Origin of the sequence: Kiloniella antarctica, from assembly GCF_042682825.1 — a bacterium.
Taxonomy (GTDB): Bacteria; Pseudomonadota; Alphaproteobacteria; order Kiloniellales; family Kiloniellaceae; genus Kiloniella; species Kiloniella antarctica.
Genome location: NZ_JBHUII010000010.1, coordinates 97,151 through 121,843 on the forward strand (window position 1 = coordinate 97,151; position 24,693 = coordinate 121,843).

The window sequence follows — 24,693 nt, forward strand, 5'->3', positions numbered from 1 at the left end:
AGGTTATGTCATGAGCAGCAGAAATACGCGAGACCCTCAAATTATTCAAAGGGATGGTTATGTTGAGTGGGATAATATATGGATACCTTTGGCTGATGGTAGACAACTTTCCGCCCGTGTGTGGTTACCTGAATGCGCTGATGAAAATAAAGGCACGTTAACCAGCGTTCCCGCGATATTCGAATACCTCCCTTATCGTAAACGCGACGGAACTGCACCACGTGATGAGAGCACATACCCCGTTTTTGCCAGAGCGGGGTATGCAGGTGTTCGCGTTGACATTTGTGGTACGGGCGAATCAGATGGTGTTTTTGACGAAGAATATTCTCCCCGTGAACTCTCGGATGGTGTTGAGGTCATTAACTGGATTGCGGCCCAAATCTGGTGTAATGGCAATCTCGGTATGATGGGAATTTCTTGGGGTGGTTTTAACGGTTTACAAATAGCTGCGATGCGTCCAGAGCCTTTAAAAGCCGTTATATCTATAGGATCGACAACAGATCGTTATAATTGTGATATTCATTACAAGAACGGCTGCCAACTTAATTCCCATCTCTCATGGTCTGGGGTGATGCAGTGCTATGCCTATCGTGCACCAGATCCACTTTTGGTTGGAGAGCGCTGGAGAGACATGTGGCTAGAACGTCTGGAAGGTTCCAAGCTTATTCTTGATGAGTGGCTTAATCATCAAAGATTTGATGATTTTTGGAAACAAGGATCGATTGGCCAAAACTACAATGATATAGAAATACCCTGTTTGGTGATTTCTGGCTGGGCAGATGCTTATAAAAATGCCCCTCCAGACGCGGCGGCAAACTTACCGGGCGTCGCCAAGGCAATTAATGGTCCGTGGGTGCACAAATATCCTCACTTTGCTTATCCACATCCTCGTGCTGATTTTCACAAAGAAGCCTTACGTTGGTGGGATCGTTGGCTGAAGGATGAGGAAAATGGTGCCGAAGATCTTCCTGATTACCGTGCATACATATCTGAGAATGTTCGTCCTTCTATTTGGCGTGAGTTTGAGCAGGGACGGTGGGTTAAGGAACAACAATGGCCTTCTACTAATATTTCTGACCAAAAGTGGTTTTTAAACGCTGATTATCACCTAAGTCGAGAAGCTGGAACAGCAAGAGAACTTTCAATTTGTTCACCAGAAGATACTGGAACTCAATGTGGAGAGGTATTTTCTCTAAAACCTGATTCTGAAACACCTGGTGATCAACGATTAGATGATGCGGGCTCTCTTGTCTTTGAGACAGAAACTTTGAGTGAAGCGCTTGAAATTCTTGGACGGGCAAAGCTTTCTCTCAATGTTTCAATTGATGCACCACTTGGTAACCTTGCGGTTCGTCTTATAGATGTCCATCCTGATGGTGTGTCACACCGTGTTAGCTTTGGCGTTTTAAATCTTGCGCATCGTGATGGTAATGCATCCCCAGAAAAGATGATTCCAGACCAATCAGAAGAAATAACAATTGTCCTTGATGAAGCCGGATATCGTTTCTTACCTGGACACCGCATTCGGGTTTCCATATCAACCGCTTATTGGCCGCTGATTATGCCTTCGCCCTATCACGTCACGGCTCGTATTCTCTTTGGTAAAGATGCCGTGCTAACTTTGCCAGTACGTAACGTGTCAACTTCCGACAACAAAGATGAAATTGACATGCCTCGACCAGATAATCTGGATCCCTTACCTCATTACAAACAGATTAGTCCACCATCCGTGGATAGATGGGTTAGAAAAGGGTTATCAAGTAACGAAACGCAATATAACGTTATTGAGGATAGTGGTGAGACTGAAATCCCTGAGCATGGATTGCGGCATCGATATTTAAGTTCGGGGAACTGGACAATCAATACTCAAACTCCAGAAGGAGCATCTGGACGATCACGTTGGACCTGTTGGATGTCGCGTGGTGATGAGTGGTCGATCCGTTTGGAAACCGAAGTGCGTATAATCCTGAAAGCCGATTGTTTTGAAATCTCTGGAGACATGAAGGCGTTTGATGATGAGAATCAGATCTTTAAGCGGACCTTTGAGAAAGCAATCAGGCGTGACCATATGTAAATTGGAAAGGGGATATTCCCCTTTCCATAGTGTGCCATGAGGAAATTTCATCGTTTTTTCAAATCATTCCTTTTGAACATCAAATATTGATTTGATTTTAATTTAATGTAATTTATTTGATGTGATTATTAAGCAGTTGAAAATAAGAAATAAATAATTAAAAAGTATAAATTTACTTAAATATTTTTCTAAATTTATCCAACAAATTAATTAAGCCAACTAGTTGACAGAAAATTCTGATAACCTCACTGTCTGATCGATTTTTTAATGATTCAACTGAGCTCTTATGGACGATCTTTGGCAGGCATTTTTTAAGGCTATTTCACTTGTTTTTACTTTAGATGAACAACTTTTAGAAATTGTCTGGCTCTCTTTGCGACTAAGTTTGTCAGCAGTTGGGATTGCCTTGATTATTGGATTACCTTTGGGGGCTATACTCGCACTTACCCGTTTTCCGGGGCGGCGGTTTTTAAACATTATCGTCAACGTTTTGATGGGACTGCCGCCTGTTGTTGTTGGTCTTTTTGTTTACCTGTTGTTATCGCGGAGTGGTCCATTTGGCGTGATGGGGCTTCTCTTTACCCCAACAGCGATGATTATGGCACAAGTCATTCTGGTGGTACCGATTGTTACAGCGATCTCGCGTCAAGTTCTTGAGGAACTGTATGGTGAATATGATGAACTGCTTCGTTCTTTGGATGCGAGTTGGTTTCGTCGTATAACGGCCTTGATTTGGGATGCGAAATTTTCGTTAACAACAGCTGGCTTAGCCGGGTTTGGGCGTGCGGTCTCAGAGGTCGGGGCCGTGATGATCGTTGGAGGAAATATAGATCACCTGACAAGAGTTATGACCACAGCGATCGCTTTGGAAGCCCGTAAAGGGGATCTCATTATGGCACTATCGTTGGGGATTGTACTGATGAGCGTTGCCCTTGGTGTAAATCTGATTGCTTATTGCATTACAGAATCAGCGAAAAGGGGGCAGGGTCAATGAGTTTTTTCTCATCAAATTCTCCATCCCCGTCTTCGTCGGCATCTGTTATGCCTTTGCAGTTAAAAGGTATCCGTTATTCGGCAGGCGGTAAGCCCCTTATTAAGGACTTAAGCTGCCAGTTTGAAGCGGGCCGACGCTATGTTATTTTGGGGCCGAACGGGGCAGGAAAAACACTACTGTTGCGTCTTTGTCATGGTCTTTTGAAGCCAGATAGCGGCCAGGTTAACTGGCTGGGAGCAAAAGGTGAAAACCCCAAACGTGCACAGGCTATGGTCAGTCAAAGGTCGGTCATGCTTCGGCGATCTGCCTATGCCAATATAGATTACGCCTTGTCAGTACGAGGGGTGAAACGCAGTCTTCGTCCTGACTTAATAAATGCTGTCATTGAACGGACAGGGCTAAAGCGGATCGCTGATAAACACGCCAGAGTATTATCTCTTGGAGAACAACAAAGGCTTGCGATTGCACGCGCTTGGGTTCTAAAGCCACAGGTTTTGTTTCTTGACGAACCAACGGCAAGCCTTGATCCGCCGGCAACCCATTCAATTGAAGAACTGATTGGAGAAATATCAGCCGAGGGCACCACAGTCATTATGACTTGTCATGATCTTGGACAAGCCAAGCGGTTGGCAACTGATGTTTTGTTTATGTTCCGCGGACGTCTGAAAGAAATGACAGCGGCAGAACAATTCTTTACCAAACCAGAGAATGATCTCGCCCAAGCCTTTATTGATGGTCACTTGATTTGGTGGAAACGGCGGCCTGAACGAGACGATGTTCAAATTTTAGAAAGCGAATTCTGAATTCTAAAATTAATCCAGAAATTACCCTAAAATAAAACAGTATTAGAGAGTTATGAGGAATGTTTAAAAACAAGTTTAGAGTATTATTATCAATAGTATTACTCGCTTTGAGCTTTGGATCTATTAAATCTACGCTCGCTGAAAGTATTATATTGGCTTCAACGACTTCAACGCAGAATTCAGGTCTATTTGATTACATTCTCCCTGCTTTTACAGAAGATACGGGTATTACAGTCAATGTTGTGGCTGTTGGTACCGGTGCAGCATTGAAGCTTGCTCGTAACGGAGATGCAGATGTTTTGATGGTACACCACAGAACATCTGAAGAGAAGTTCGTAACAGAAGGCTTTGGTGTTGAACGATTTGATCTGATGCACAATGACTTTGTGTTAGTTGGTCCTGATAATGATCCTGCAGAAATTAAAAGCGCTGCGAATGTGGTCGTTGCACTGAAGCGGATTGAAAAAGTTCAGGCTCCTTTCCTTTCCCGTGGAGATGACAGTGGCACAAATAAGCGCGAGCTTGAGCTTTGGCACCAAGCATCATTTGACCCAAAAACAGTATCTGGTGATTGGTATCGTGAAACGGGCTCGGGCATGGGTGCAACGCTTAATACTGCTGTTGCCATGCAAGGGTATGCTTTGACCGATCGTGCAACATGGTTGAGCTATAAGAACAAACAAAACATGCAGGTTTTGTTTGAGGGCGATAAACGCTTGTTCAATCAATACGGCGTGATTGTCGTAAATCCTGAAAAATACCCTCATGTTAAACTTAAGGAAGCAAACAGTTTTGTCGACTGGTTGCTTTCATCCAAAGGGCAATCTCTCATTGCAAGTTATAAAGTTTCGGGTGAACAACTCTTTACTCCTGATGCATTAAAGTAAAAACGATAATGGGGAACTAATAATTGGTTCTCCATTTTCTTTAAGACGTTTAATGAAATTTAACGGCAAAAAAATTGAGATAATTCAGTTCCTGCCTTAAGTTTAATAAATATCGCGTTATTTTCCTATCCCTCTGATATTCCCCGGGCCAAAACACGTGCGACTTCAGATATTCTATCACGCGATAATCCGTGCCGTGCTGCCCCTGAGAGACCTATCATGGCGATTTGGCAGGCATCAGCAAGTTGTTCGGGTTTTTGGGCGCCGAGCTGTGTTACCTTCTTCACAACAATCCTGTGGAAATCTTCGCGGAGTTGCTGCGTAAGGGCAAGGGCTTCGATATCCGTAGCATTTCGCGTGCCGTCAAGAACAAGACATCCACGCCCAGAGTCCTCTTGCGTGTAGCTGTTAACAGCACTGTTTAAAATTCCTGAGATGAATTCAGATAGATTATCTGTTTCAAAGGCATCTTTAAAAAACGGTGTACACTGGGCTTGATAAAGATCGATTGCTTTTGCAAATAACCCTGCCTTTGATCCAAATGCCGCGTAGAGACTGGGTGCTCCAACACCAATTGCATTCGTCAATTTTGATAAGCCTGTCGCTTCATATCCATCTTGCCAAAACAGCTTCAAGGCAATGGCTTCTGCTTGCTTCTTATCAAAATTGCGTGGACGTCCTCGCTTTATTTTTGTATCGACCACTAAAGAATCCTTGCTGGGTAAAGTTTATATCTGTAATGGTCACTATACAAATTGATAATGGAGATGACAATGTTCAACAGACCTTTTGGTATCGCAACCGTAATTTCTTTTCTTGTGATGGCTCCTGCTGCATTTGCACAGGAACTAAAATCAACGATCAATCCTAACACATCTATCTTAACGATGATCAACGTATTGACCCCGGTTGACGGCAATCAGGACGCTCTTGTGGAGCAACTAGAATTGGCCCTCGGGTCGACAATGATCAATGAACCTGGGTTTATTTCTGGTAACGTTCATCGGTCGCTAAATTCCAAACATGTCGTAAATTATGCCCAGTGGCAGGATCAGGCATCGCTTGAAGCCTTTGTGAAAAAACTTCAAGCTGGTGAAGCCCCAGATATGGCACAAGTTTTCAAATTGGCAATGCCTGACTATCACCCATACACCGTGGTCTCGACCTATGTGTCTAAAAATTAAGGGAGTATGATATGCTGACCCTTTATGGATTGAACACACCGAACGTTTATAAAGTCACTATCGGATTGGAGGAAATGGGCCTCGCCTATAATTTGCAAACGGTTGATGTCCGTTCAGGTAAGCAGTTTAGCCCTGCTATTGTTGCCATGAACCCAAATGCTAAGATCCCTATCTTGCATGATGATGACGCAGATATCACTATATCTGAATCCAACGCAATCCTGCTTTATCTCGCTGAAAATACTAATTTATTCTTTCCGACTGATGCGTTGGAACGGGCCAAGGGTCTGGAGCTTTTGTTCTTTCAGGCTGCTTCAGTCGGCCCTTTGTTTGGGCAGCGGGCGCATTTCTCTTTCCATTCAGGCGAGGGGGATAACGATTACGCATTGTCTCGTTATACCAAAGAGGGTGATCGGCTTTATGGTGTAATTGATGAGTACCTCTCCCGATCAGGAGATTGGTTTCTCAAGGATTACTCAATAGTCGATATGGCTATGTATGGTTGGATGCACACTGCTATTCATATGGGGTTTGGCACTGCCAAGTATCCGTATCTGAATGCATGGTGTGAGCGGATGAGTATACGGCCTGCTGTCATTAAAGGCATATGTACTCCGGATGTCTTGCCGACCTTTCTTGCCCCAAAAAGCGTTAATGCAAACGGTTAATTATAATTAGAAAAGGGAAGCCTTAATGTTGGCTTCCCTTAATTTTTTACAAACAGCTATTCGACAGCAAAAGGCGCGTCGGTTTCTGATATCTCTTCTCCTTTTGTGAAGGGAAAGACCTTAAAAGGTTCTTCTTTAGGGCCGCTCATGCCGGGGGATCCCATCGGCATACCTGGTAAGTAAATACCGGAAATATCAGGACGTTCGGCCAAAAGCTTGTCCACGATACCAACTGGTACGTGACCTTCAACAGCATAACCGTCTATAATCATTGTATGGCAAGACGCCATATCATCAGTAATGCCCTGAGATTGTTTTACCATTGCCATGTAGTCCGTTGGAACAACGGTAATCTTGTAACCGCTATCCCGCAGATAGTTTGCGTAACCCGTGCAACAGCCACACTCTGGATTTTTATAGAGTGTGGCTTCTTTTATTGGTACTGATGCTGCGATGGTTTGAGTGGCACTCAATGTTCCAAATAGAAACAGCGCTGTAATAAGAGCTTTCATTGAAATTTCCGTTACTTAAGTAGAGTTATATCACGAAGTCAGCTCACCTTGTTTAACCACAATCAAATAGATAGATGATACAGCAACAGGCAATGAACTGCGGGGTTATAAGTACGGGTTATGATCGCGGGGGGGTGAGTTCCAGATCGGGGATGTACTCTTGCATCTGCAAAACACGCACGTATGGTGGCTGATTTGATTTTTGTGAATGGTGATCTGGAATGATTGGTAAGATCGCTGTTGCTCCTGACAAACAAGAACTGGTGCAGATCTCTTTGTTTTCTTTTTCGATGCAATTTTGACACGGTTGTTTTGAATTAACAGAAACCTCGGACATCATAACCGTGTCCATCAGGGCGCGCATAGCCTTTGCCTGCTCAGCTTGGATTACAGGCCCTGTAATAAAGACTGTAAGAATTAGAATGAAAGCGCTTTGGGCAAAGAGACTGCGGATACTTGAAATCATAACTGATAATTTGGGACAAAACGGGGGTAATGTCGAGATCTATATTGTCGCAGTCTTTTGCCATAAAAAACGGGTGCTGCCTGATGACAACACCCGTTTTATTTTTCGTACTAAGCTGTTCTAATTAGCCGTAAGGACCTTTAAGGCCAAGCTTTTCGATCAACGTAATGTACTTGTTGGATTGCAGGGTCAACTGAGCACCATAGAGATCGACAAGTTCCTGGCGACGGTCCATATCTTTGGTCACGGATAGTGAACCCCAGATCGCTGCCATATCTTCGGTTAGTTTCCGCAATTCAGCAGCCGTTTCATCGCAAGCTGCAACAGAAGCCAATGCATTTGGTGTTACTTTACCAACGCCGTTTACGGTTGTTGCGCCAGCATTTTTGTAGCCTGCAGGAAGATCGCCTTTCAGGTTCATTATGGATTTAAACTGGATCGCATCAAAAATCTGATCAACGGCCTGTTTTGCACCCTGTACCCGAGAAACATGTTCGGTATCAGCAGCAGCATGCGGTAGAAGCTCGAGCTTATCGCCGTGGTTTTCAACCAAAGTAAGATAAGGAACCATTGGTCCGGTAAGCTCACCACTGTCCGCGTTCTTGAACAGGTCAGCATCAATCGCAGCGTAGCTGACTTTACCACTGGTTAGGGCCGCATCGAGAGCATCGATATTGATCACTTCACCACGGTCATAGTTTACGACAATAGCGCCATCGTTAAGCGCGTTTAGAACGCTTTCGTTGACCAGGCTATCGTTGGCAAATTTACCTGTCTCTGCATTGAACGCACCCAAACCAGTGTGAGGGCTGATTACATCAGCCCCTTTAGCGGCTTGTTCCGGTGTTTCAGCGTAATCAAAACCTTCAGATTCAATCCATGCTTTGTGGTGAGGGCGTGCGTAGATGGTGACTTCCATGCCGAAAGCCTTACCAAGATTTGCGACTTCACGACCGATGTTACCGTAACCGATCACAGCAAGGCGTTTGCCTTCGAGTTTTTCAGTCGGGAACTTGCAAAGATCTTTACCCGTGTCGAAGTCACCAGCACACACCAGCTTGTGCATTTCTTCGCAAGGAAGGTTAGGGCAAACTTTCAGCAGGGCTTTCATCGCCATCTGTGCTGTCGCACGGCTGTTAAAGCTTGGTGTGTTCATCAGGGCTGCTTCGCCACCATCACCGTTACCACCGCCCCATGAGTCTGAGCCCATGTTGCCTGTGCCCGCACCAATACGAACGCCGCCATGTTTGAAGACGGATGCACTTGGCAGGAAGGTCGCAGCTACGATCGTTGCGTCGAACTGGCCTTTGTCTGTCTGTGGCAGGAGTTCTTCAGCAGTGCTTAGGTTTGGCTGGTAGGAGAAATGAATTTTTCCGGCTTCGAGGTTTGCACCATCAGCAATCGGGCCTTCGTGAAAAACGCCGCCTTTGGCTTCCACATGTGCCTTAACTTCTGAGTGATCAGGATTGCCGTTGGCATCAAATTTCAAACCAATCAGATCAGCAACCAACACCTTATAGGCACGGTTCGCATCGTCTTGGCGAACTTTAGCACCAGATACTGCCTGTGCAGAGGCTTCGAAAGTTACACCTTCTTTGGCAAGGAGTTCTTCAAGGACAACGATTTTAGCCATGTGATAGGCATATTCAAGGTTTTCAAGTAAAGCAACAACATCATCAACTGGACGAATGCCACCGATCCACGCACGGTAATCACCGGGAGTTCCTGGGAAGGCGTTTACATAACGCGCAACATCCAAGCCTGCTTCGTGTTCGCCGTTGGGGTGCGTAATACCTTCGTAACCTAGGATCTGTTTTGATTTTGCAATGATTTCCGCGTGCAGCGCCGGATCTGTTTGACTGCCTTCCGTTACTTTAAGAAGCGTAACAGCCGCACCGCGGTTATCTGCATCGTCGACACCAAGCTCAAGTGTCGGATTTTTGGAAACCCAGTCATTAATTTTTAGGCGGTTCTCAATTGAACGCTTGTTGAGCTCACGTACCGATCCAATAGATTTTTCGGCGCGCAGAAGCCCGAACGTGGTTTCTGCAAAGGCGAGGGTGGAATAGGTATTGATGATACCGCCCAGCATTTTGTGCTCTGCAGGATCATAAACAGGACCGAGTTCCCAAGTCTTTTCACTTGAAAGTGGCTCTTTTGGATCGGTTGGAACCGCAATTTTAAGCTGACGTGCAATCGCCCAGGCCGGATCTTTTTGGTTGGCATTGATAAGCGCCAGAGCTTGCGGCGTGTAAGACGCAATAAAGTAGCCGGAAATACCGCCGATCGCTTTTTGGAACGGCATGAACATGCAGCATTTATCAAGAACGGCAGAAACGACTTCTTCAGCCCACGGCATAGCACCCAGCATAGATGTGCTGTCGATGATCGCGTGGTGTTCTGTTGGATTGCGGTCAATCCACGCAAGAAGGTTCTTGATTTCTGTTTCTTTATAGGTGGTTGCGCCCGTGGTTTCGTGCCCAACGCCAACAAAGAGCTTGATGCCTTTTGCTTCGAGCTCGTCAGCTGTTGGGATCGCACCTTCGCCTTCGCTGAAGTGAACCCGGTTTACATCACCGTTTTCTGCAAACTGTTGCATTTCCAGGATTTGTGATCCCCAGGACTGGCGGAAGAAACCACCCGCTTTACCTTCGTCAGACTCAGGCTTTGGGGTATCGACGTAAATTTTTTGATCAGCGTTGTTGGCATTCATCATGTGGAGAATGGAGACCGTGAAACCACTGTGTCCGCCACCAAGGCCTATGGCCATTTTGTTCTTTTTAGGGAATTCGAAATAGCGATGAATTTCACGCGCCATATCCAACAGAACTTTGTCGGCAGGGTATCCACGGTGCATGCTGCGTCCGATTTCAGCAGTCGTAAAGCTGCCAATACGGGTGCCGCGATCATCAAATTTGGCATAATTTTCTTCCAGCCAAGCGTCAAACTGGAAACGCAGACGGCGGCCGTCAACTTCATCAGCAGTCATGTCGGTGATTGGGCCAACGCCAAAGAACTGGTTAGACGTTCTTGTTGGTGCCCCATTTGCGGTTATTGCTAATGACGCGTCGCGCTGCGCCTTAAGGTCATCAATCATTGCCATGATTTCTAAATTCCCTGTATTACATAGTTGTGATGGCCTGCTGGGCGTGGTGAATGCACACGATCTATTGATTGTTGTCAATCGCAAGAAAATGGTTCAAGGACTTTAGACTTGGACCCAAAATGTAATTTAGTGTTCAATAACCAGCCGTTTACAGCACAAAATTTCGAAATTTTGCATTCGTGATGCTGTATATACCCCTCACAAATCAAAGGTATGCCGATCAGCGCAGCAAAATGTGGTAAATACGACCCACGCTTTCAGAGACGACATAATACCACAAATTTGATAGGAAATGCAGACTGGCTAATAGTGTAAAACAATGAGATGAATTATTTTTTCCTCAGCCAGAGCCCGCTTTCGGGCGCATTATTCACCAGGGACAGCTTTTGGATGATACTTCTATTAATGAGGTCAGGCATATCCTGAAGCAGATATTGGCTAGAGAACATGACATCATATCCGCCGTGTAAAAGTGCGCTGACAGCATTTTGCTCGTTATATCCGCGCCAGTCCCATGATTGGGGGTAGGGGTAGGGAAGGAAAATATCGTGGAAAAAGACGATCACTCCCGAGGGAAGGTTACCCAATATGTGATTGATAATAATATCAACATCTGTTCCGGGCATCAGAATGTGGCTTGAATCTACACAAAGAAAATCGCCGTGTTTTAACGCATGAAAAACGCTCAAATCTACATCTTGCAATGTGGATTGGTGCAGCGTAATCGGCAGGGCAGAAATCGAAGCTCGGGGGGCTGGATCTATTGAGGTAATGTCTGTGCTTAAAGCCCCATCGACAACTGCGCGGTATAAAAACCGGGTTGAATGCCCTGAACCGACTTCTATGATCCGTTTTGGCTTGAAGCGACGCACCATCGTATAGGCTGACGCAGCATCGAGACGCGGAAACCAGTCTTGCTCCCAGCGGGCTTTGTCTGGTCCTTGACCATCGATAGCTAAAAGCTCTTGTCGGTACTTTTCTATTGCAAGAAGGTGGTTTTTAAAATCTGTGCGGTGGTTATCCATCATGTTTTTAAGGGGGAGATAACACTCACGATTATCAACACAGCTAGAGGCATAACGATAGGGGGTAAAATAGCCGAGCTTGTTAATCCCTAAAACGGTTTTAAGCCCCATAATAACCGACTTGGCTTTCATTTAAATCTCACGTTTTACAGTTACATCTTACGGTTACTGGCAAAAGCCCTGAATAGGTCATATTACAACCTATTGTTCACAAACTCTCAACACTTTATCGGGAGGATTAAAATAAAGTTTCATTTGAAACAATTATCTGTATACTTTTCAAAATATTATGAAAACGGAGATTAATGGTTATGGCTGAAGGCTTTGCTTCTACAGGTGATTTAGGCGAAAAGAATGTTTCTTTCACAAAGTTAGGTGAGGGGGCCTATGCCTATACAGCCGAAGGAGATCCAAATACAGGAGTGATCATTGGCGATGAGGGTGTCATGGTTATTGATACTCAAGCAACCCCTTATATGGCTGGGGATGTCTTGCGCAAAATTCGCGAAATCACAGACAAGCCTGTTAAGTTTGCCCTCCTTAGTCATTATCATGCGGTTCGTGTTCTGGGGGCTGCTGCTTTTGATCCTGAAAACATTATTTCTAGCCGTCTTACCCTGGAAATGATTGAAGAGCGCGGCCAGCAAGACTGGGATTCCGAGTTTGGTCGTTTTCCGAGACTGTTTCAGGGGCACGAAACCATTCCGGGCCTGACTTGGCCAACCATCGTTTTTGATCAAAAGCTGACCGTTGACCTTGGCAACCGCAAGGTTGAGATCATGCACGTTGGTAAAGGCCATACCCAGGGTGATACCATCGCTTGGCTTCCTGAAGAAAAAGTACTCTACGCCGGAGATCTGGTTGAGTATGGCGCAACTCCTTACACGGGGGATGCCCACCTTGCAGAATGGCCCGCGACACTTGAAAAATTGAGAGCCTTAAAGCCCAACAAGTTGGTTCCGGGACGGGGCGATGCTTTGGAATCTGCCGAAAAATGCGAAGAAGCCATTAGTCAAACCAGAGCTTTTATCACTGACCTCTACAGTAACGCTCAAGAAGCCGTCGCCAAGGGCTGGGATCTTCAAACCCTCTTTAACAAATGCCGGGAAACCATGGCACCAAAGTACGGCCACTGGGTGATTTATGAGCACTGTATGCCTTTTGATGTCGCCCGGGCCTATGACGAAGCCAAAGGAAAGGTCCGTCCAACCATCTGGACAGCAGAACGCGACCGTGAAATGTGGGGCGCTCTTAATCAAGGGTAGCATTCAATTTGAGAAACATAAAAATGGCTGCATCAACGATCAATGCAGCCATTTTTTATGAGCGAGAAAATCTTTTAGAGAAACTCTTTTCTTGCGATCACCATGGCTTCGCTTAGCACTTCAGTATCGCCAATATGATTGGCCAACAGCAGGATCAGTTTGGAATTGACTGCAAGGCTTTGCTCTTCGGTTAGATCCCTGTGGATATCTATAAGCTCTTGATAGAAATCATCGGGGTGCGCAATGTTTGGCTCTGTGATCAAAGACATCGGGTTACTCGCTTATAATTGACAGGTTGCACGCAAGAGCGCGTCGTTGATCGCTTGAGGATCAAATGTGCGCCATCTTGCGGCAATATATTGGTCCGGCCTGATAAGATATGTTGTACCGGGTTTTCCATCATATCTTTGGGCTAATAGTCCTTTAGGATCTTCGATATCCTGACCAACGCGTATGATGTCGTAGGAAATATGCTGATCAAAAAGCGATTTGTCTAAAGGCTGATCCCCAAAAACCAAAACGACAAAACGGCCCCCAAGTTCGTTCAAAAGCCAGTTTTCAGAACTGTTTACCAAGATCGGTGCATCTGCACAATTTGTACCCGGAGACATCGAACCGGAGAAGAGGTCAACATCGGAAGTATTTAAAGCGCTGCTTAAGTAGGGCGTCGGCATGGACAAGCGACCCGAATTCACCAATGGGCGGGCGAATTCATATGTCTTTGCCAGATCGAGGGCGGCATCTCGAAAGGCAGTGCTGATTTTACTCTTGGGAGAGATAAAGTCGGTGGATCTGGTTGAGTTCTTTAAATTGTCATCAGCGGCAAAAATACGCTCTTCACAATAGGTGTCTAATAGATTTTCTGGCGCGCTACCTTCGATAACCAGTTTGAGTTTCCAAGCCAGATTATCAACATCTTGCACGCCGGTATTGGCCCCTCTGGCGCCAAAAGGGGAAACTTGATGGGCACTGTCACCGGCAAAGAAAACTCTGCCTGAGCGAAAGCTTTCCATCCTGCGGCAGGCGAATTGATAAACCGATACCCATTCAAGCTCAAACGCGGTGTCTTCTCCCAGCATTGCTTTTAGGCGTGGAATGACATTTTCCGGTTTCTTTTCTTCCTCCGGGTCACAGTCCCAACCAAGTTGGAAATCAATGCGCCAGACGTTTTCAGGCTGCATATGAAGCAAAACCGATTGCCCACGATGGAAAGGGGGATCGAACCAGAACCAGCGTTCGGCCGGGAAATCTGCTTTCATCACCACATCGGCGATCAGAAAACGGTCTTGAAAGAACTGTCCCTCAAAATCCAGCCCCAGCAGGGTCCGGGTATCAGAGCTGGCACCATCACACGCAATGACCCAATCGGCTTCCAGATCATAGGGTCCATCTGGTGTTTCGATTTTTAGGCGGGCGTGATCTTTGTTATTTTCAAGGTCAATCACCTTTGATTTCCAACGCAGGTCGATGAGGTCGGGAAATTCAAGGCAGCGTTCAACCAGATATTGCTCAAGGTAATATTGCTGGAGATTGATAAAGGCCGGGGCCTTGTGATCTTCTTCGGGCAGGAGGTCAAACTGGTAGGCAAGCTCTTCATCGCGAAAGACCTTACCAATTTGCCAGAGCACCCCTTTGTCAATCATGCGCTCGGCACAGCCAAGTCGATCCCATATTTCAAGAGGGCGCTTGGCATAACAAACAGCGCGGGATCCCACACTGACAGTATTGTTATCATCCAGCAGTACAACTGGGATGCCCTGAACCGCGAGGTCCAGGGCAGCAGTTAGGCCAACGGGACCGCCTCCTATGACGACGACTGGGTGTCTGGTAACACAGCCGTTTTTCTGTTCCTTGGATTGAATGTATTCAAACGTCGGTTGGTCATAGGATTGCAGCATATTCCCCCCTGGATGAAGTATCCTGGTATCAAGTGTTTTTGTATTCGACGACCTGCTGATCTATGCGACCAAAAATGGACGTGCCGTGCTCATCCAGCATTTCAATGGCAATACGATCACCAAATTTCATAAAGGATGTTTTCGGTGCGCCACTGTTGATGGTTTCAATCATGCGCACTTCGGCGATGCAGGAATAACCCATACCGCCATCGGATACATGTTTTCCCGGACCGCCATCGAGTTTGTTTGACACGGTGCCTGAACCAACAATGGTTCCTGCGCCAAGAGGGCGGGTTTTTGCCGCGTGGGATACAATAGTTGGGAAGTCAAAGGTCATATCAACCCCGGCTTCCGGTTTACCAAACAAATCGCCATTCAGTGTGGAGAGAAGGGGGAGGTGTACCTTGCCGTCTTTCCAGACACTACCGAGTTCATCAGGGGTTATGGCGACGGGTGAAAAGGCACTTGAAGGTTTTGATTGGAAAAAGCCAAAACCCTTTGCCAGTTCAGCCGGGATCAATCCACGCAGAGATACGTCGTTAACCAGCATAAGCAATTTGATGTGATCTGCGGCTTGTTCTGGGGTCGAGCCCATTGGCATATCATCGGTAATGACAGCTATTTCTGCTTCAAAATCAATACCCCAATTTTCAGAACCCAAAGGTATATCATCCCGCGGGCCGATAAAGCTGTCAGATCCGCCCTGATACATCAAAGGATCGGTCCAGAAGCTCTCCGGCAGTTCGGCGCCCCGTGCTTTTCGAACCAGTTCCACATGGTTTACATAGGCTGATCCATCAGCCCATTGATAGGCTCTTGGCAAGGGAGACATGCAAAGGGTTTGCTCAAACTCGAAAGTATCCGGCACTGTGCCTTCGTTTAGGGCGCTATAGACATCTTCAAGTTTGGGAGAGGTTTCTGCCCAGTTGTCCAAGGCAAATTGGAGCGTTGGCGCAATGGAGGCAACGGTAACACAGCATGAAAGATCTCTGCTGACGACGACAAGTTTGCCATCGCGGGAACCGTTTTTATAGGTCGCTAATTTCATTATTCTAACCGTAACTTATGAAGAGAGTTCTTTTTTGTGCATCCAGTCTGCGTGGTGGGGCGCTTTTTTGGTCTTAGCCCATTCGTTGAGCATGTCCCACTTCACAGTATCCAGCTTTTTGTTCATGTCTGGCGTACCTGTGTTTACGGCCAGTTCAATCCGGTGACCGCTGGGGTCAAAAAAGTAAATCGATTGGAATAGGGTGTGGTCTGTTGGTCCCAAAACATCGATGCCATCTGCCTCAAGCTTGGCCTTTACAGACATCATATCATCCATGGTGGCCACACTTAAGGCCAGATGCTGGACCCATTCCGGGGTGTTGATGTCGCGGCCCATAGGCGGGGAATTGGGAATTTCAAAAAAGGCCAAAATACTGCCTTTACCTGCATCCAAAAATACATGCATGTAAGGATCAGGTGCTTTGGTGGAGGGGACTTCATTTTCCGCAATTGCGAGGATGAAATCCATATTAAGGTACTTCCTGTACCACTCAACGGTTTCTTTTGCATCCTTACAACGGTATGCCACGTGGTGTATCTGTTCGATTTTCATATCTGACCTCTTTTTATTGAGACTGCAATTCTTTTGAAAACAGTCAAAAATAACAGGTATTCATCTTTGGATTTCGGACCCCGGTTAATCGGAGATTACAGGGGGGCGAGTTTACTTTTATTGTCTGATTTTATTTTAGTTGCAAATGAAACTAATGCAAGTGAATTCACTGAAATCATTTATTTCAACCGATATGGTAAGTGAAATAATCAAGATATAAATTTAATAAATGTAATATATACAAATAGATAAAAGATTATCTTAATAGAAATAAAAATGATTGTACAATTGTTTCAATTGAAACTATATTAGTTGAGTCAATAAAAACGAGATCGATATTTAAAAAGATCCAAAAGTTAAATGGGAAATTTAACGCCTCGAACAGGAAGGTCCTAATCCATGAAACGTACACTGTTTGCCAGTGCAGTCCTTGTCATAAGCACTGTTTTTAATCCGTCCCTGGCAGAAACCATTGAATTAAAACTAAGCCACTTTCTTCCATCCTCGCACCCGACCCAAAAGGAATTTTTGGAACCTTGGGCAAAAGAGTTGGAAGAGAGAACCAATGGGCAGGTGAAAGTTTCAATCTTTCCCGCAGGTTCTGCTTTTGGGCATGTGGCAAAGCAATATGATCAGGTCAAAGCTGGCGTTGTGGATATTTCTCACGGTCTAACTGGTTTCCCCCGGGGACGCTTACCACGCACTCTTATTATGGATTTACCTTTCCTTACCAAATCATCGGATGCGGCCTCCCGCACACTTTGGGATCTTTACCCGGAATATTTGGCTCAGGAATATGCAGGTCTTAAGGTTCTTGCGCTTCATGCCCACAACCCCGGCCTTATTCACACAAGGGGCAAACAGGTGAAGTCTATGGAAGACCTGAAGGGCATGCGTTTGCGTGCTCCCAGTGCCGCCATTTCGATGATGTTAAAGCAACTTGGCGCAACGCCTGTCGGTCTGCCGCCAACCCAGGTTTACGAGAACCTTCAAAAGGGCGTCATCGATGGTAATGTCTTTCCTTATGAAGCTGTTCACGGCTTTAAACTTTCTGAGGTTTTAGATTATCATTTGGATGCAAAGGCTTATACTACAAGCTTTTATTTCGTCATGAATGAGAAGAAATATAATGCGTTACCTGCTGATGTGCGTACCGTTATTGACGATATGTCTGGCGAAAGTCTCGTGGCTAAGTTTGGTCCCTGGTGGAACAGTTGGGACAAACCCGGCCTTGCCGACATCGAAAATAAAGGCAACCCGATTGTCACACTGAGCGATACACAACGTGAAGAATGGCGTGTGGCTTTACAGCCAACAACAGATGGCTATATCAAAGGCCTTGAAGAAAAAGGCGTTACCAATGCTCGAGAGATTTATGATGCGGCGGTGAAGACAATCGCCAAGTACGAGCAATAGACATTTATACCGGGTGCCTGAATTCAAAGGCAGGTACCCGGTAACAACAATCTACCGATTGCGTTAATTTAATGATTGATCTCTTAAAGAAAAGGCTAACCAGTACGACAAGATATGTCGCATGGCTGGGGATGTTCTTTTTGCTGGCCGCGATGATAATAACAACGGTTGATGTGGTTTTGCGCAAAGTTGATAACCAGGGCATCTATGGTACGATTGATCTTATCCAGTTGATGATTGTCTCGGCAGCCTATCTATCCATCCCCCATGCCTTTATGACAAAGAGCCATGTTTCGGTTTCAATTTTATCCGATATGATGGCCCCGCGATATGCAGCCTTGTCTCAAGTCTTGGCAACGTTTTTGAGCTTTTGTTTTATGCTCGCCATTGCTTGGTTTGGCTATGCGCAAGCCCAAATGCAAAGTGAATACGGCGATATTTCGATCACTTTGGGCATTCCGATGATTTATTACTGGGTACCAGTTTTACTTGGCTCGGCCTTGTCTGCGGCGGTTACGGTATGCATCGCGGCAGAACAATTCCCAATAATATTGAACGGCGGGCCGACGATGTTGTCCCAAGACAAGTAGGCGGAATATTTTTATGTCTTCATCCCTGATAGGCTTACTCGCTTTCGCCGCACTTTTTGGATTAATTGCAATACGTGTTCCCATTGCCATAGCCATGGGCGTGGTTGGGGCTGTCGGCGGTCTGGCTATTAACGGTTTTGATTCTGTTGCCTTTATTATGGGATCGGTACCGTTCGAATCAATTTTTCCCTATTCCTTATCCGTCATTCCGCTCTTTATTCTTATGGGGGTTTTCTCCGCAAAGGCCGGACTTTCGAGGGCTCTGTATGATGCAGCCCATGCCTTTATCGGCCATTACAAAGGGGGGTTGGCAATGGCGACAGTTGGCGCCTGTGCCGCCTTTGGCGCTATTTGTGGCTCATCCCTGGCAACGGCTGCGACCATGTGCCGGGTCGCGATGCCGGAAATGAGGCGACGTAATTACGATGACGGTCTCGCCAGTGCGACGATAGCTGCCGGGGGGACCCTTGGTGTGCTTATTCCGCCCAGCGTGATTATGGTCATCTACGCCATTCTCACTGAACAATCTATTGGCCGTTTGTTTGCCGCAGCTCTTATTCCGGGGCTGCTTGCAACAGTACTCTATATGGTAGCGATCAAGATCAAGACCGCGCGTAACCCCGAACAAGGGCCCGCAGATGAGCGGGTAAACTGGCCCGAACGGATTGTGGCTATGATCAATGTTTGGCCCGTGATGGTTCTTTTCGGGGTAGTGATAGGTGGTATATACGCAGGGTGGTTTTCACCGACCGAGGCGGCGGCAATCGGAGCCATTGGCGCGTTTTTACTGGCATTGTTTAAGCGTCAGTTAAGCTTTAAAACTTTCTTGGATTGCCTCGACGAAACCGCAAGTACCACAGGAATGATCTTTCTCATTTTAATTGGCACCGCGGTGTTCAATTACTTTGTTGAAACAACAGGTCTTCCGCAATCTTTGGTCGCTTCCGTCGGTGAGCTTGGCTGGGATCCTTATGTGATCCTTATTCTGCTGATCGTGTTCTATGTTGTTCTAGGATGTTTTATGGATGCACTTTCCATGATCCTCCTGACGCTGCCCTTTATCTATCCCTTGATCACATCTCTTGGTTTTGATCCGATCTGGTTTGGTGTGATTATGGTATCGGTGGTCGAGGTGGGGTTAATTACTCCGCCTGTGGGCATGAACCTCTTTATCATAATGGCCGGAACGCCGGGACTGAAATTGCAAACCATCAGCCGGGGCGTGATCTCTTTCCTATTTGCCGATGTAGCACGGCTGGCTTTGCTTATTCTGTTCCCGGCCCTGTCGCTTTGGTTGCCCGCTTTACTGATGGATTAACAGTTAGTTTGTGGGTATTGAGTACTATAAATGCTTTAAATACGTTGAACTTTAAAGAAACAAAAAGCTAGAAGGCAAAAATGTCAAAAAATAACAGCGATACAAAATCGTTCGATCTTAAGGAGTTTTTCCCATATCAGGTCAGGGTTTTTTATCGTGCCGTGAGCCAATCTATTGCGGAAGTATACACCGAAACTCACGGTCTGACGGTCTATCAATGGCGAGTCATGGTTGTTTTGGGAAATCAACAGCCTCTTTCTGCGAGTGAAGTGGTCGATTATTCCAGTTTGGATAAAGTACAAGTCAGTCGCGCGATCAAGGGATTGTTGGGGCGTGGCTTTATCGAACGCCGCGTGGATAGTGTTGATAAGCGCAAGGTCAATCTTCTTTTGACAGAAGAGGGAACAAACATCCTCGAAGAGCTTGTTCCTCGGGTACTTAAACGCGAAGCAGAAATTCTGGAGGGACTTAGCCCCGACGAAAAGAGAATTCTTCAGTCTCTCATGTCTCGGGTTCTTTCAAATGCGGAAAAACGCTTTGGCGCAGACAAGTTGGTAAAGGATATTTAGTTCGATGAAACTTTATACTTACTGGCGATCAACCGCAGCTTATCGGGTGCGCATAGCTTTGAACCTGAAAGGCATTGATTATATCGACGCGCCTGTTCATCTGGTAAAGTCCGGCGGAGAGCATTTGACCGCGGATTATGAAAATCTGAATCCGCAAAAACTGGTACCGGTCCTCGAGCTTGATACTGGTCAGGTTATTACACAATCCATTGCAATTATTGAGTATCTTGATGAATTACAGCCAGTGCCCGCTCTTATGCCGGCCTCTGCTGTTGAACGCGCACACGTACGAATGCTGTCGCAACTCGTTGCCTGTGATATTCACCCGATTAATAATCTGCGGGTTTTGAAATATCTCACGGGAGAGCTTGGCATTAAGCAGAATCAAAAATCAGATTGGTATGCACATTGGATTGTCGAAGGCTTTACCGCTTTTGAAAAGATTCTGGCAGGGAGCGAGTACACAGGTAAATTCTGCTTTAGCCATAAGCCAAGTCTGGCCGATTGCTGCTTGATCCCCCAGATATATAACGCCAACCGTTTTTCCATCCCGCTTGATCGCTTCCCAAACATTCTGCGCATTGAACAAAATTGCCTCGCACTCCCTGCCTTTGATAAGGCACGCCCGGAAAGCCAAAAGGATACTGAGCTTTAAATCCTTGATTTTTAGAAAATAAAATTAAAAAAGCGCCGCTGATGAATACCAGCCGCGCTTTTTTGATGGGTTAAGCTGGGGTATTTAGTCGGTTTTCAAAACGCCTCGATTAACTTGATCGCGTTCGATTGATTCGAACAACGCTTTGAAATTCCCTTCGCCAAAACCGTCGTCGCCTTTGCGCTGGATGATTTCAATAAAGGCAGGGCCGATTACGCACTTGGTGAAGATCTGAAGCAACAGACGTGGATCGCCTTCTGCAGTGCCGCCGTCGAGGAGTATACCAAGCGATTTAAGGTTTTCCCCGCTTTCGCCGTGTCCAGGAAGTCTCTCGTCCAGCATTTCGTAATAAGTTGCCGGAGGGGCATCCATAAACTCAACGCCGTTGGCGCGCATGTCTGCGATTGTTTTATAGATATCTGGTGTCGTAAGCGCGATATGCTGAATGCCTTCGCCATTGAACTTCATCAGATATTCTTCGATTTGGCCTTTACCTGCGGAAGACTCTTCGTTCAAGGGAATGCGGATTTTACCATCTGGCGCGGACATCGCTTTGGAGGTCAGACCCGTGTACTCACCCTTAATGTCAAAAAATCTTAATTCTCTGAAATTAAAGAATTTTTCGTAAAAGTCTGCCCAGTATCCCATACGTCCACGATAGACGTTGTGGGTCAGGTGATCGATGACATCCAGACCATAGCCTTTTGGATGACGATCAACACCGGGAATAAATTCGAAATCGATGTCGTAGATGCTTGAGCCTTCTTCGTAGCGATCGATCAAATAAATCGGCGCACCACCGATACCTTTGATTGCAGGGAGTCTGAGTTCCATAGGACCGCAAGGAATATCCATGGGTTGCGCACCGAGTTCCAAAGCACGGTTATAAGCCTGATGAGAATTTTCTACCCGAAAAGCCATGCCACAAGGTGAGGGACCATGTTCTTCCGCAAAATAGTCTGCCGGGCTGTCTTTTTCTTTATTGATAATAAAGTTGGTATTGCCCTGGCGATAGAGGTCAACATCTTTTGAACGGTGTTTTGCAACAAGGACAAAACCAAGTTCAGTAAAAAGATCTTCCAGTACTTTTGGGTCAGGTGCTGCGAACTCTACAAACTCAAATCCGTTAAGGCCCATGGGGTTTTCAAAGAGATTTTTATTTTTGGGAGCAATCTTTGCTGTTGTCGTCATGGACGATATCCTCGATATAATAGGTAATTTTCGATTTAACACTTTGGGTTATTGAAAATTTATCGAGGCGAACCACGAGAAAGCCCTCTTGTTTCATTCGCAAGCATTTGTCCGATGGTCAGCGTAATAAAAGGAGCAAGAACCTTCAAGTTCCGATCCATAATATAAGGGCGTAGTGATAATTCGGGAGGTATTCCAGCAAGGTGACAATTTAGCATCCAGGCGACCTCCGTGTTTATCTGTTAAAGCAGTTTAGTTTCATTTGAAATTATATTCTTGATCTTAACATAAGTCAAGAAGAGGGAGAGGGGACTTGCCTCAATTAAAGCGGGCGAAAAACATTTACCAACAAGAAAAAATATTGTTTCACTAGCAAAGGGCTGTATATGATTATTCAATTCGAATTTATATATTTTGAGAAAGAAAGCCGTGCAGAAAAAGCTTATTACGAATGTCGGTTCTATTAATGTTGATCATGTCTATCGGGTTCCATATTTCGTAAAGCCCGGGGAAACCCTTCAAACAGTTTCTTATCAAAGAGTTTTAGGTGGAAAAGGGGCCAATCAGTCGATTGCTTTATCCAAGGCAGGTGAGGCCGTGCAGCATGTCGGGGCGATTGGTGATGATCATCAATGGATTTTAGAAGAAATGGCTAATTCTGCAGTTGGAATAGAGGCTATCTCTGTCTTGCCCGTACCGACGGGCCATGCCTTGATCCAGGTTGATGATAACGCCGAAAATTGTATTTTGCTTTTCCCTGGAGCGAATGAAGCCCTTGAATTGTCCGATTTGACAAAAAGCTTTGATGCGATTGAGCCGGATAGCTGGGTATTATTTCAAAACGAAATGCCCAATTTAAAAGAAATGATTGTTTTGGCAAAGTCCCGTGGGGCAAAGATTGCTGTCAATCCAGCCCCGTTTGATTTGAATGCCAAGGATCTTCCTTATGAAGATATTGATCTCCTTATCGTAAATGACATTGAAGCCGCCGAATTGGCCGAGGCCAAGCTGGGAGGGGATCAGGGTAAACTCTCTGATCTTTGTCCTTTGGTTATTGTCACGCAGGGGACAAAGGGTGCGATCTGCTATCACCCGGATGGTGTCATAGAGGTTCCGGCCTTTAGGGTCGAGGCTGTGGATACAACGGGTGCCGGTGATACTTTTGTTGGGTATATTCTCTCTTCCATTGCAAACGGCATGGACCTGAGTGTTGCAATGAAAAGAGCAAGTGCTGCCTCAGCGCTGGCGGTTACCAAGGCGGGGGCATCAATAGCAATACCAACCGCGCAAGAAGTCGAATTATTTTTAAGCCAGCAGAGTGGGAGCGTGAAATGAAAAATCCAGTTATTTTTGATACCGACCCTGGGATTGATGATGCCTTTGCCATTCATCACGCGCTTTATCACCCTGAAATAAACCTGATCGGGATGACAACGGTTTTTGGTAATGTTCCTGTAGAAATTGCAGCCAAGAACGCTAAAATTCTCGCTGAAATGGCGGGACAGGACATTCCTGTTTTTCAGGGGGCCTCTGGTCCAATGGTTGCGCCGCATAAGGGCTTTCCAACTTTTATTCACGGCGCTGACGGATTTGGTGATATTAATCTCCCTGATCCCAAAGGCGTGATTGAAAAAATCTATGCACCGCAATTTATTATCGATTCCGTTCGAAAACAACCGGGAGAGGTCACGATTATTGCGGTTGGCCCACTCACCAATCTGGCGATGGCGTTCCGTATGGATCCGGGGATTGCACCTTTGGTCAAACAGGTCATCATTATGGGCGGAGCGGCAAAGGAATATGGTAATATTTCTGCTGTTGCCGAGGCCAATATTTTTAATGATCCTCACGCTGCTGATATCGTCTTCCGCGCTGATTGGCCAATGGTTATGGCTGGTCTGGATGTAACACACCAAGTTATACTGGGGAGAAAAGAAGCCGAGGATTTAGCTCTGAAAGCTCCCCGTATCGGTGGATTTTTGCTTGATGCAGCGGACCTTTATTTTAATTTCTATAATGGTGCGTTTGGTATCGACGGTTGTTATTTCCATGATCCTTGCGCAACAGCCTATTACGTCAATCCCGATCTTTTTTGCTCTATCGATGCCGCGGTGCGCGTAAGCTGTGAAGGTCCTGCGATTGGCCAAACCCTTATTAAACCTGCTGGACACCCTGGCCCTTCCACAGAATGGGATGGTTGCCGCAACCATAAAATTTTAATGAAAATCAAAGGGGCAGAGGTGAAAGAAGAAGTTCTTGGCACTATTGCCAAATACGCTGATTAATAGGACGCATGGATTAAACTGGTCTTCAAACCAGTATCTTATCGAAAAGGGTGACATTACTTGTCACCCTTTTTACATTATAAATGATAATTTTCTTACTTTACGTGTAAAAGTATAGAATAATTTACCAAGCATAAACCAATTGAGTGCTTCACTGTAAATTCTATTCATAGAGACAACAAATTGT

The 24,693-nt window shown here is 45.7% G+C and carries 25 protein-coding genes; 14 read left to right on the forward strand and 11 right to left on the reverse strand.

Features of this window, described 5'->3' with window-relative positions; all coding sequences use genetic code 11:
* Positions 1 to 10: 10 nt before the first annotated feature.
* The 4 genes from ACFSKO_RS15670 (at position 11) to ACFSKO_RS15685 (ending at position 4,758) form a co-directional block, all read left to right on the forward strand.
* Entirely contained in the window at positions 11 to 2,074 is a 2,064-nt protein-coding gene (locus ACFSKO_RS15670; protein WP_380253326.1) for a CocE/NonD family hydrolase, read from the forward strand.
* Between the two features lie 286 nt (positions 2,075 to 2,360).
* Positions 2,361 to 3,068, forward strand: coding sequence for an ABC transporter permease (locus ACFSKO_RS15675; RefSeq protein WP_380253328.1), 708 nt, complete (start codon positions 2,361 to 2,363; stop codon positions 3,066 to 3,068).
* On the forward strand, positions 3,065 to 3,871 hold the full coding sequence (locus ACFSKO_RS15680) for an ATP-binding cassette domain-containing protein (RefSeq protein ID WP_380253330.1): 807 nt from the start codon (positions 3,065 to 3,067) through the stop codon (positions 3,869 to 3,871). The genes ACFSKO_RS15675 and ACFSKO_RS15680 overlap by 4 nt, the downstream gene beginning before the upstream one ends.
* A 59-nt stretch (positions 3,872 to 3,930) precedes the next feature.
* Complete coding sequence (locus ACFSKO_RS15685; protein WP_380253332.1) at positions 3,931 to 4,758, forward strand: ABC transporter substrate-binding protein; 828 nt, start codon at positions 3,931 to 3,933, stop codon at positions 4,756 to 4,758.
* A gap of 125 nt (positions 4,759 to 4,883) precedes the next feature.
* Here the strand turns inward: ACFSKO_RS15685 and ACFSKO_RS15690 are convergent, their stop codons facing one another.
* Positions 4,884 to 5,462, reverse strand: a complete 579-nt coding sequence (locus tag ACFSKO_RS15690; protein WP_380253334.1) for a TetR/AcrR family transcriptional regulator — start codon at positions 5,460 to 5,462, stop codon at positions 4,884 to 4,886.
* A 69-nt stretch (positions 5,463 to 5,531) separates the two neighbouring features.
* On the opposite strand from ACFSKO_RS15690, the gene ACFSKO_RS15695 reads away from it, so the two are divergent.
* Positions 5,532 to 5,942, forward strand: a complete 411-nt coding sequence (locus ACFSKO_RS15695; RefSeq protein ID WP_380253336.1) for an antibiotic biosynthesis monooxygenase family protein — start codon at positions 5,532 to 5,534, stop codon at positions 5,940 to 5,942.
* Positions 5,943 to 5,953: 11 nt separating this feature from the next.
* A complete protein-coding gene (locus tag ACFSKO_RS15700) occupies positions 5,954 to 6,610 on the forward strand; it encodes a glutathione S-transferase family protein (protein WP_380253338.1) in 657 nt (218 codons plus the stop codon).
* A 56-nt stretch (positions 6,611 to 6,666) separates the two neighbouring features.
* Here the strand turns inward: ACFSKO_RS15700 and ACFSKO_RS15705 are convergent, their stop codons facing one another.
* From ACFSKO_RS15705 to ACFSKO_RS15720, 4 genes are all read right to left on the reverse strand, one after another.
* Complete coding sequence (locus tag ACFSKO_RS15705) at positions 6,667 to 7,122, reverse strand: DUF411 domain-containing protein (protein WP_380253340.1); 456 nt, start codon at positions 7,120 to 7,122, stop codon at positions 6,667 to 6,669.
* A 118-nt stretch (positions 7,123 to 7,240) separates the two neighbouring features.
* Positions 7,241 to 7,588 carry a hypothetical protein gene (locus tag ACFSKO_RS15710; protein ID WP_380253342.1) on the reverse strand — a complete coding sequence of 116 codons (348 nt, stop codon included), beginning with the start codon at positions 7,586 to 7,588 and terminating at the stop codon, positions 7,241 to 7,243.
* A 124-nt stretch (positions 7,589 to 7,712) separates the two neighbouring features.
* On the reverse strand, positions 7,713 to 10,691 hold the full coding sequence (locus tag ACFSKO_RS15715; protein WP_380253344.1) for an NAD(P)-dependent oxidoreductase: 2,979 nt from the start codon (positions 10,689 to 10,691) through the stop codon (positions 7,713 to 7,715).
* 332 nt (positions 10,692 to 11,023) lie between these two features.
* A complete protein-coding gene (locus ACFSKO_RS15720; protein ID WP_380253346.1) occupies positions 11,024 to 11,851 on the reverse strand; it encodes a class I SAM-dependent methyltransferase in 828 nt (275 codons plus the stop codon).
* Between the two features lie 179 nt (positions 11,852 to 12,030).
* On the opposite strand from ACFSKO_RS15720, the gene ACFSKO_RS15725 reads away from it, so the two are divergent.
* Positions 12,031 to 12,984, forward strand: coding sequence for an MBL fold metallo-hydrolase (locus ACFSKO_RS15725; protein WP_380253348.1), 954 nt, complete (start codon positions 12,031 to 12,033; stop codon positions 12,982 to 12,984).
* Between the two features lie 74 nt (positions 12,985 to 13,058).
* On the opposite strand, the gene ACFSKO_RS15730 is transcribed toward ACFSKO_RS15725, so the two are convergent.
* The 4 genes from ACFSKO_RS15730 to ACFSKO_RS15745 are packed head-to-tail and all read right to left on the reverse strand — an operon-like array spanning position 13,059 to position 16,482.
* A complete protein-coding gene (locus ACFSKO_RS15730) occupies positions 13,059 to 13,253 on the reverse strand; it encodes a DUF2783 domain-containing protein (protein WP_380253350.1) in 195 nt (64 codons plus the stop codon).
* Between the two features lie 12 nt (positions 13,254 to 13,265).
* Positions 13,266 to 14,882 carry an FAD-dependent oxidoreductase gene (locus ACFSKO_RS15735; protein ID WP_380253352.1) on the reverse strand — a complete coding sequence of 539 codons (1,617 nt, stop codon included), beginning with the start codon at positions 14,880 to 14,882 and terminating at the stop codon, positions 13,266 to 13,268.
* 28 nt (positions 14,883 to 14,910) lie between these two features.
* Positions 14,911 to 15,930 carry a fumarylacetoacetate hydrolase family protein gene (locus tag ACFSKO_RS15740; RefSeq protein WP_380253354.1) on the reverse strand — a complete coding sequence of 340 codons (1,020 nt, stop codon included), beginning with the start codon at positions 15,928 to 15,930 and terminating at the stop codon, positions 14,911 to 14,913.
* Between the two features lie 15 nt (positions 15,931 to 15,945).
* Positions 15,946 to 16,482: a VOC family protein gene (locus tag ACFSKO_RS15745; protein WP_380253356.1), complete on the reverse strand. Its 537-nt coding sequence runs from the start codon at positions 16,480 to 16,482 to the stop codon at positions 15,946 to 15,948.
* Positions 16,483 to 16,881: 399 nt separating this feature from the next.
* On the opposite strand from ACFSKO_RS15745, the gene ACFSKO_RS15750 reads away from it, so the two are divergent.
* The 5 genes from ACFSKO_RS15750 to maiA all read left to right on the forward strand — a co-directional run bounded on the left by ACFSKO_RS15750 (position 16,882) and on the right by maiA (position 21,030).
* A complete protein-coding gene (locus ACFSKO_RS15750; protein WP_380253358.1) occupies positions 16,882 to 17,898 on the forward strand; it encodes a TRAP transporter substrate-binding protein in 1,017 nt (338 codons plus the stop codon).
* 71 nt (positions 17,899 to 17,969) lie between these two features.
* Complete coding sequence (locus ACFSKO_RS15755) at positions 17,970 to 18,488, forward strand: TRAP transporter small permease (protein WP_380253360.1); 519 nt, start codon at positions 17,970 to 17,972, stop codon at positions 18,486 to 18,488.
* Positions 18,489 to 18,501: 13 nt separating this feature from the next.
* Positions 18,502 to 19,806 (forward strand): TRAP transporter large permease, encoded by a 1,305-nt coding sequence (locus ACFSKO_RS15760; RefSeq protein ID WP_380253363.1) that lies wholly within the window; start codon positions 18,502 to 18,504, stop codon positions 19,804 to 19,806.
* An 80-nt stretch (positions 19,807 to 19,886) separates the two neighbouring features.
* On the forward strand, positions 19,887 to 20,375 hold the full coding sequence (locus ACFSKO_RS15765) for a MarR family winged helix-turn-helix transcriptional regulator (protein WP_380253365.1): 489 nt from the start codon (positions 19,887 to 19,889) through the stop codon (positions 20,373 to 20,375).
* Between the two features lie 4 nt (positions 20,376 to 20,379).
* Positions 20,380 to 21,030 carry a maleylacetoacetate isomerase gene (maiA, locus tag ACFSKO_RS15770; protein ID WP_380253367.1) on the forward strand — a complete coding sequence of 217 codons (651 nt, stop codon included), beginning with the start codon at positions 20,380 to 20,382 and terminating at the stop codon, positions 21,028 to 21,030.
* Between the two features lie 84 nt (positions 21,031 to 21,114).
* Here the strand turns inward: maiA and hppD are convergent, their stop codons facing one another.
* Both hppD and ACFSKO_RS15780 read right to left on the reverse strand, forming a co-directional pair.
* On the reverse strand, positions 21,115 to 22,221 hold the full coding sequence (gene hppD, locus ACFSKO_RS15775) for a 4-hydroxyphenylpyruvate dioxygenase (protein ID WP_380253369.1): 1,107 nt from the start codon (positions 22,219 to 22,221) through the stop codon (positions 21,115 to 21,117).
* A gap of 59 nt (positions 22,222 to 22,280) precedes the next feature.
* On the reverse strand, positions 22,281 to 22,439 hold the full coding sequence (locus ACFSKO_RS15780; RefSeq protein WP_380253371.1) for a hypothetical protein: 159 nt from the start codon (positions 22,437 to 22,439) through the stop codon (positions 22,281 to 22,283).
* Between the two features lie 211 nt (positions 22,440 to 22,650).
* On the opposite strand from ACFSKO_RS15780, the gene ACFSKO_RS15785 reads away from it, so the two are divergent.
* Together ACFSKO_RS15785 and ACFSKO_RS15790 are read left to right on the forward strand one after the other, a co-directional pair.
* Positions 22,651 to 23,556, forward strand: coding sequence for a ribokinase (locus tag ACFSKO_RS15785; RefSeq protein ID WP_380253373.1), 906 nt, complete (start codon positions 22,651 to 22,653; stop codon positions 23,554 to 23,556).
* On the forward strand, positions 23,553 to 24,506 hold the full coding sequence (locus tag ACFSKO_RS15790; RefSeq protein ID WP_380253375.1) for a nucleoside hydrolase: 954 nt from the start codon (positions 23,553 to 23,555) through the stop codon (positions 24,504 to 24,506). Before ACFSKO_RS15785 ends, ACFSKO_RS15790 begins: the two co-directional genes overlap by 4 nt.
* Positions 24,507 to 24,693 lie beyond the last annotated feature (187 nt).

Bases quoted from the DNA above. Each gene is read 5' to 3' on its own strand.
- maiA (WP_380253367.1), top strand. From the start codon at position 20,380: ATGAAACTTTATACTTACTGGCGATCAACCGCAGCTTATCGGGTGCGC.
- ACFSKO_RS15750 (WP_380253358.1), top strand. From the start codon at position 16,882: ATGAAACGTACACTGTTTGCCAGTGCAGTCCTTGTCATAAGCACTGTT.
- ACFSKO_RS15740 (WP_380253354.1), bottom strand. From the start codon at position 15,930: ATGAAATTAGCGACCTATAAAAACGGTTCCCGCGATGGCAAACTTGTC.
- ACFSKO_RS15735 (WP_380253352.1), bottom strand. From the start codon at position 14,882: ATGCTGCAATCCTATGACCAACCGACGTTTGAATACATTCAATCCAAG.
- ACFSKO_RS15755 (WP_380253360.1), top strand. From the start codon at position 17,970: ATGATTGATCTCTTAAAGAAAAGGCTAACCAGTACGACAAGATATGTC.
- ACFSKO_RS15715 (WP_380253344.1), bottom strand. From the start codon at position 10,691: ATGGCAATGATTGATGACCTTAAGGCGCAGCGCGACGCGTCATTAGCA.
- ACFSKO_RS15710 (WP_380253342.1), bottom strand. From the start codon at position 7,588: ATGATTTCAAGTATCCGCAGTCTCTTTGCCCAAAGCGCTTTCATTCTA.
- ACFSKO_RS15760 (WP_380253363.1), top strand. From the start codon at position 18,502: ATGTCTTCATCCCTGATAGGCTTACTCGCTTTCGCCGCACTTTTTGGA.
- ACFSKO_RS15725 (WP_380253348.1), top strand. From the start codon at position 12,031: ATGGCTGAAGGCTTTGCTTCTACAGGTGATTTAGGCGAAAAGAATGTT.
- ACFSKO_RS15700 (WP_380253338.1), top strand. From the start codon at position 5,954: ATGCTGACCCTTTATGGATTGAACACACCGAACGTTTATAAAGTCACT.
- ACFSKO_RS15680 (WP_380253330.1), top strand. From the start codon at position 3,065: ATGAGTTTTTTCTCATCAAATTCTCCATCCCCGTCTTCGTCGGCATCT.
- ACFSKO_RS15705 (WP_380253340.1), bottom strand. From the start codon at position 7,122: ATGAAAGCTCTTATTACAGCGCTGTTTCTATTTGGAACATTGAGTGCC.
- ACFSKO_RS15745 (WP_380253356.1), bottom strand. From the start codon at position 16,482: ATGAAAATCGAACAGATACACCACGTGGCATACCGTTGTAAGGATGCA.
- ACFSKO_RS15720 (WP_380253346.1), bottom strand. From the start codon at position 11,851: ATGAAAGCCAAGTCGGTTATTATGGGGCTTAAAACCGTTTTAGGGATT.
- ACFSKO_RS15780 (WP_380253371.1), bottom strand. From the start codon at position 22,439: ATGCTAAATTGTCACCTTGCTGGAATACCTCCCGAATTATCACTACGC.
- ACFSKO_RS15695 (WP_380253336.1), top strand. From the start codon at position 5,532: ATGTTCAACAGACCTTTTGGTATCGCAACCGTAATTTCTTTTCTTGTG.
- ACFSKO_RS15670 (WP_380253326.1), top strand. From the start codon at position 11: ATGAGCAGCAGAAATACGCGAGACCCTCAAATTATTCAAAGGGATGGT.
- hppD (WP_380253369.1), bottom strand. From the start codon at position 22,221: ATGACGACAACAGCAAAGATTGCTCCCAAAAATAAAAATCTCTTTGAA.
- ACFSKO_RS15675 (WP_380253328.1), top strand. From the start codon at position 2,361: ATGGACGATCTTTGGCAGGCATTTTTTAAGGCTATTTCACTTGTTTTT.
- ACFSKO_RS15685 (WP_380253332.1), top strand. From the start codon at position 3,931: ATGTTTAAAAACAAGTTTAGAGTATTATTATCAATAGTATTACTCGCT.
- ACFSKO_RS15790 (WP_380253375.1), top strand. From the start codon at position 23,553: ATGAAAAATCCAGTTATTTTTGATACCGACCCTGGGATTGATGATGCC.
- ACFSKO_RS15730 (WP_380253350.1), bottom strand. From the start codon at position 13,253: ATGTCTTTGATCACAGAGCCAAACATTGCGCACCCCGATGATTTCTAT.
- ACFSKO_RS15765 (WP_380253365.1), top strand. From the start codon at position 19,887: ATGTCAAAAAATAACAGCGATACAAAATCGTTCGATCTTAAGGAGTTT.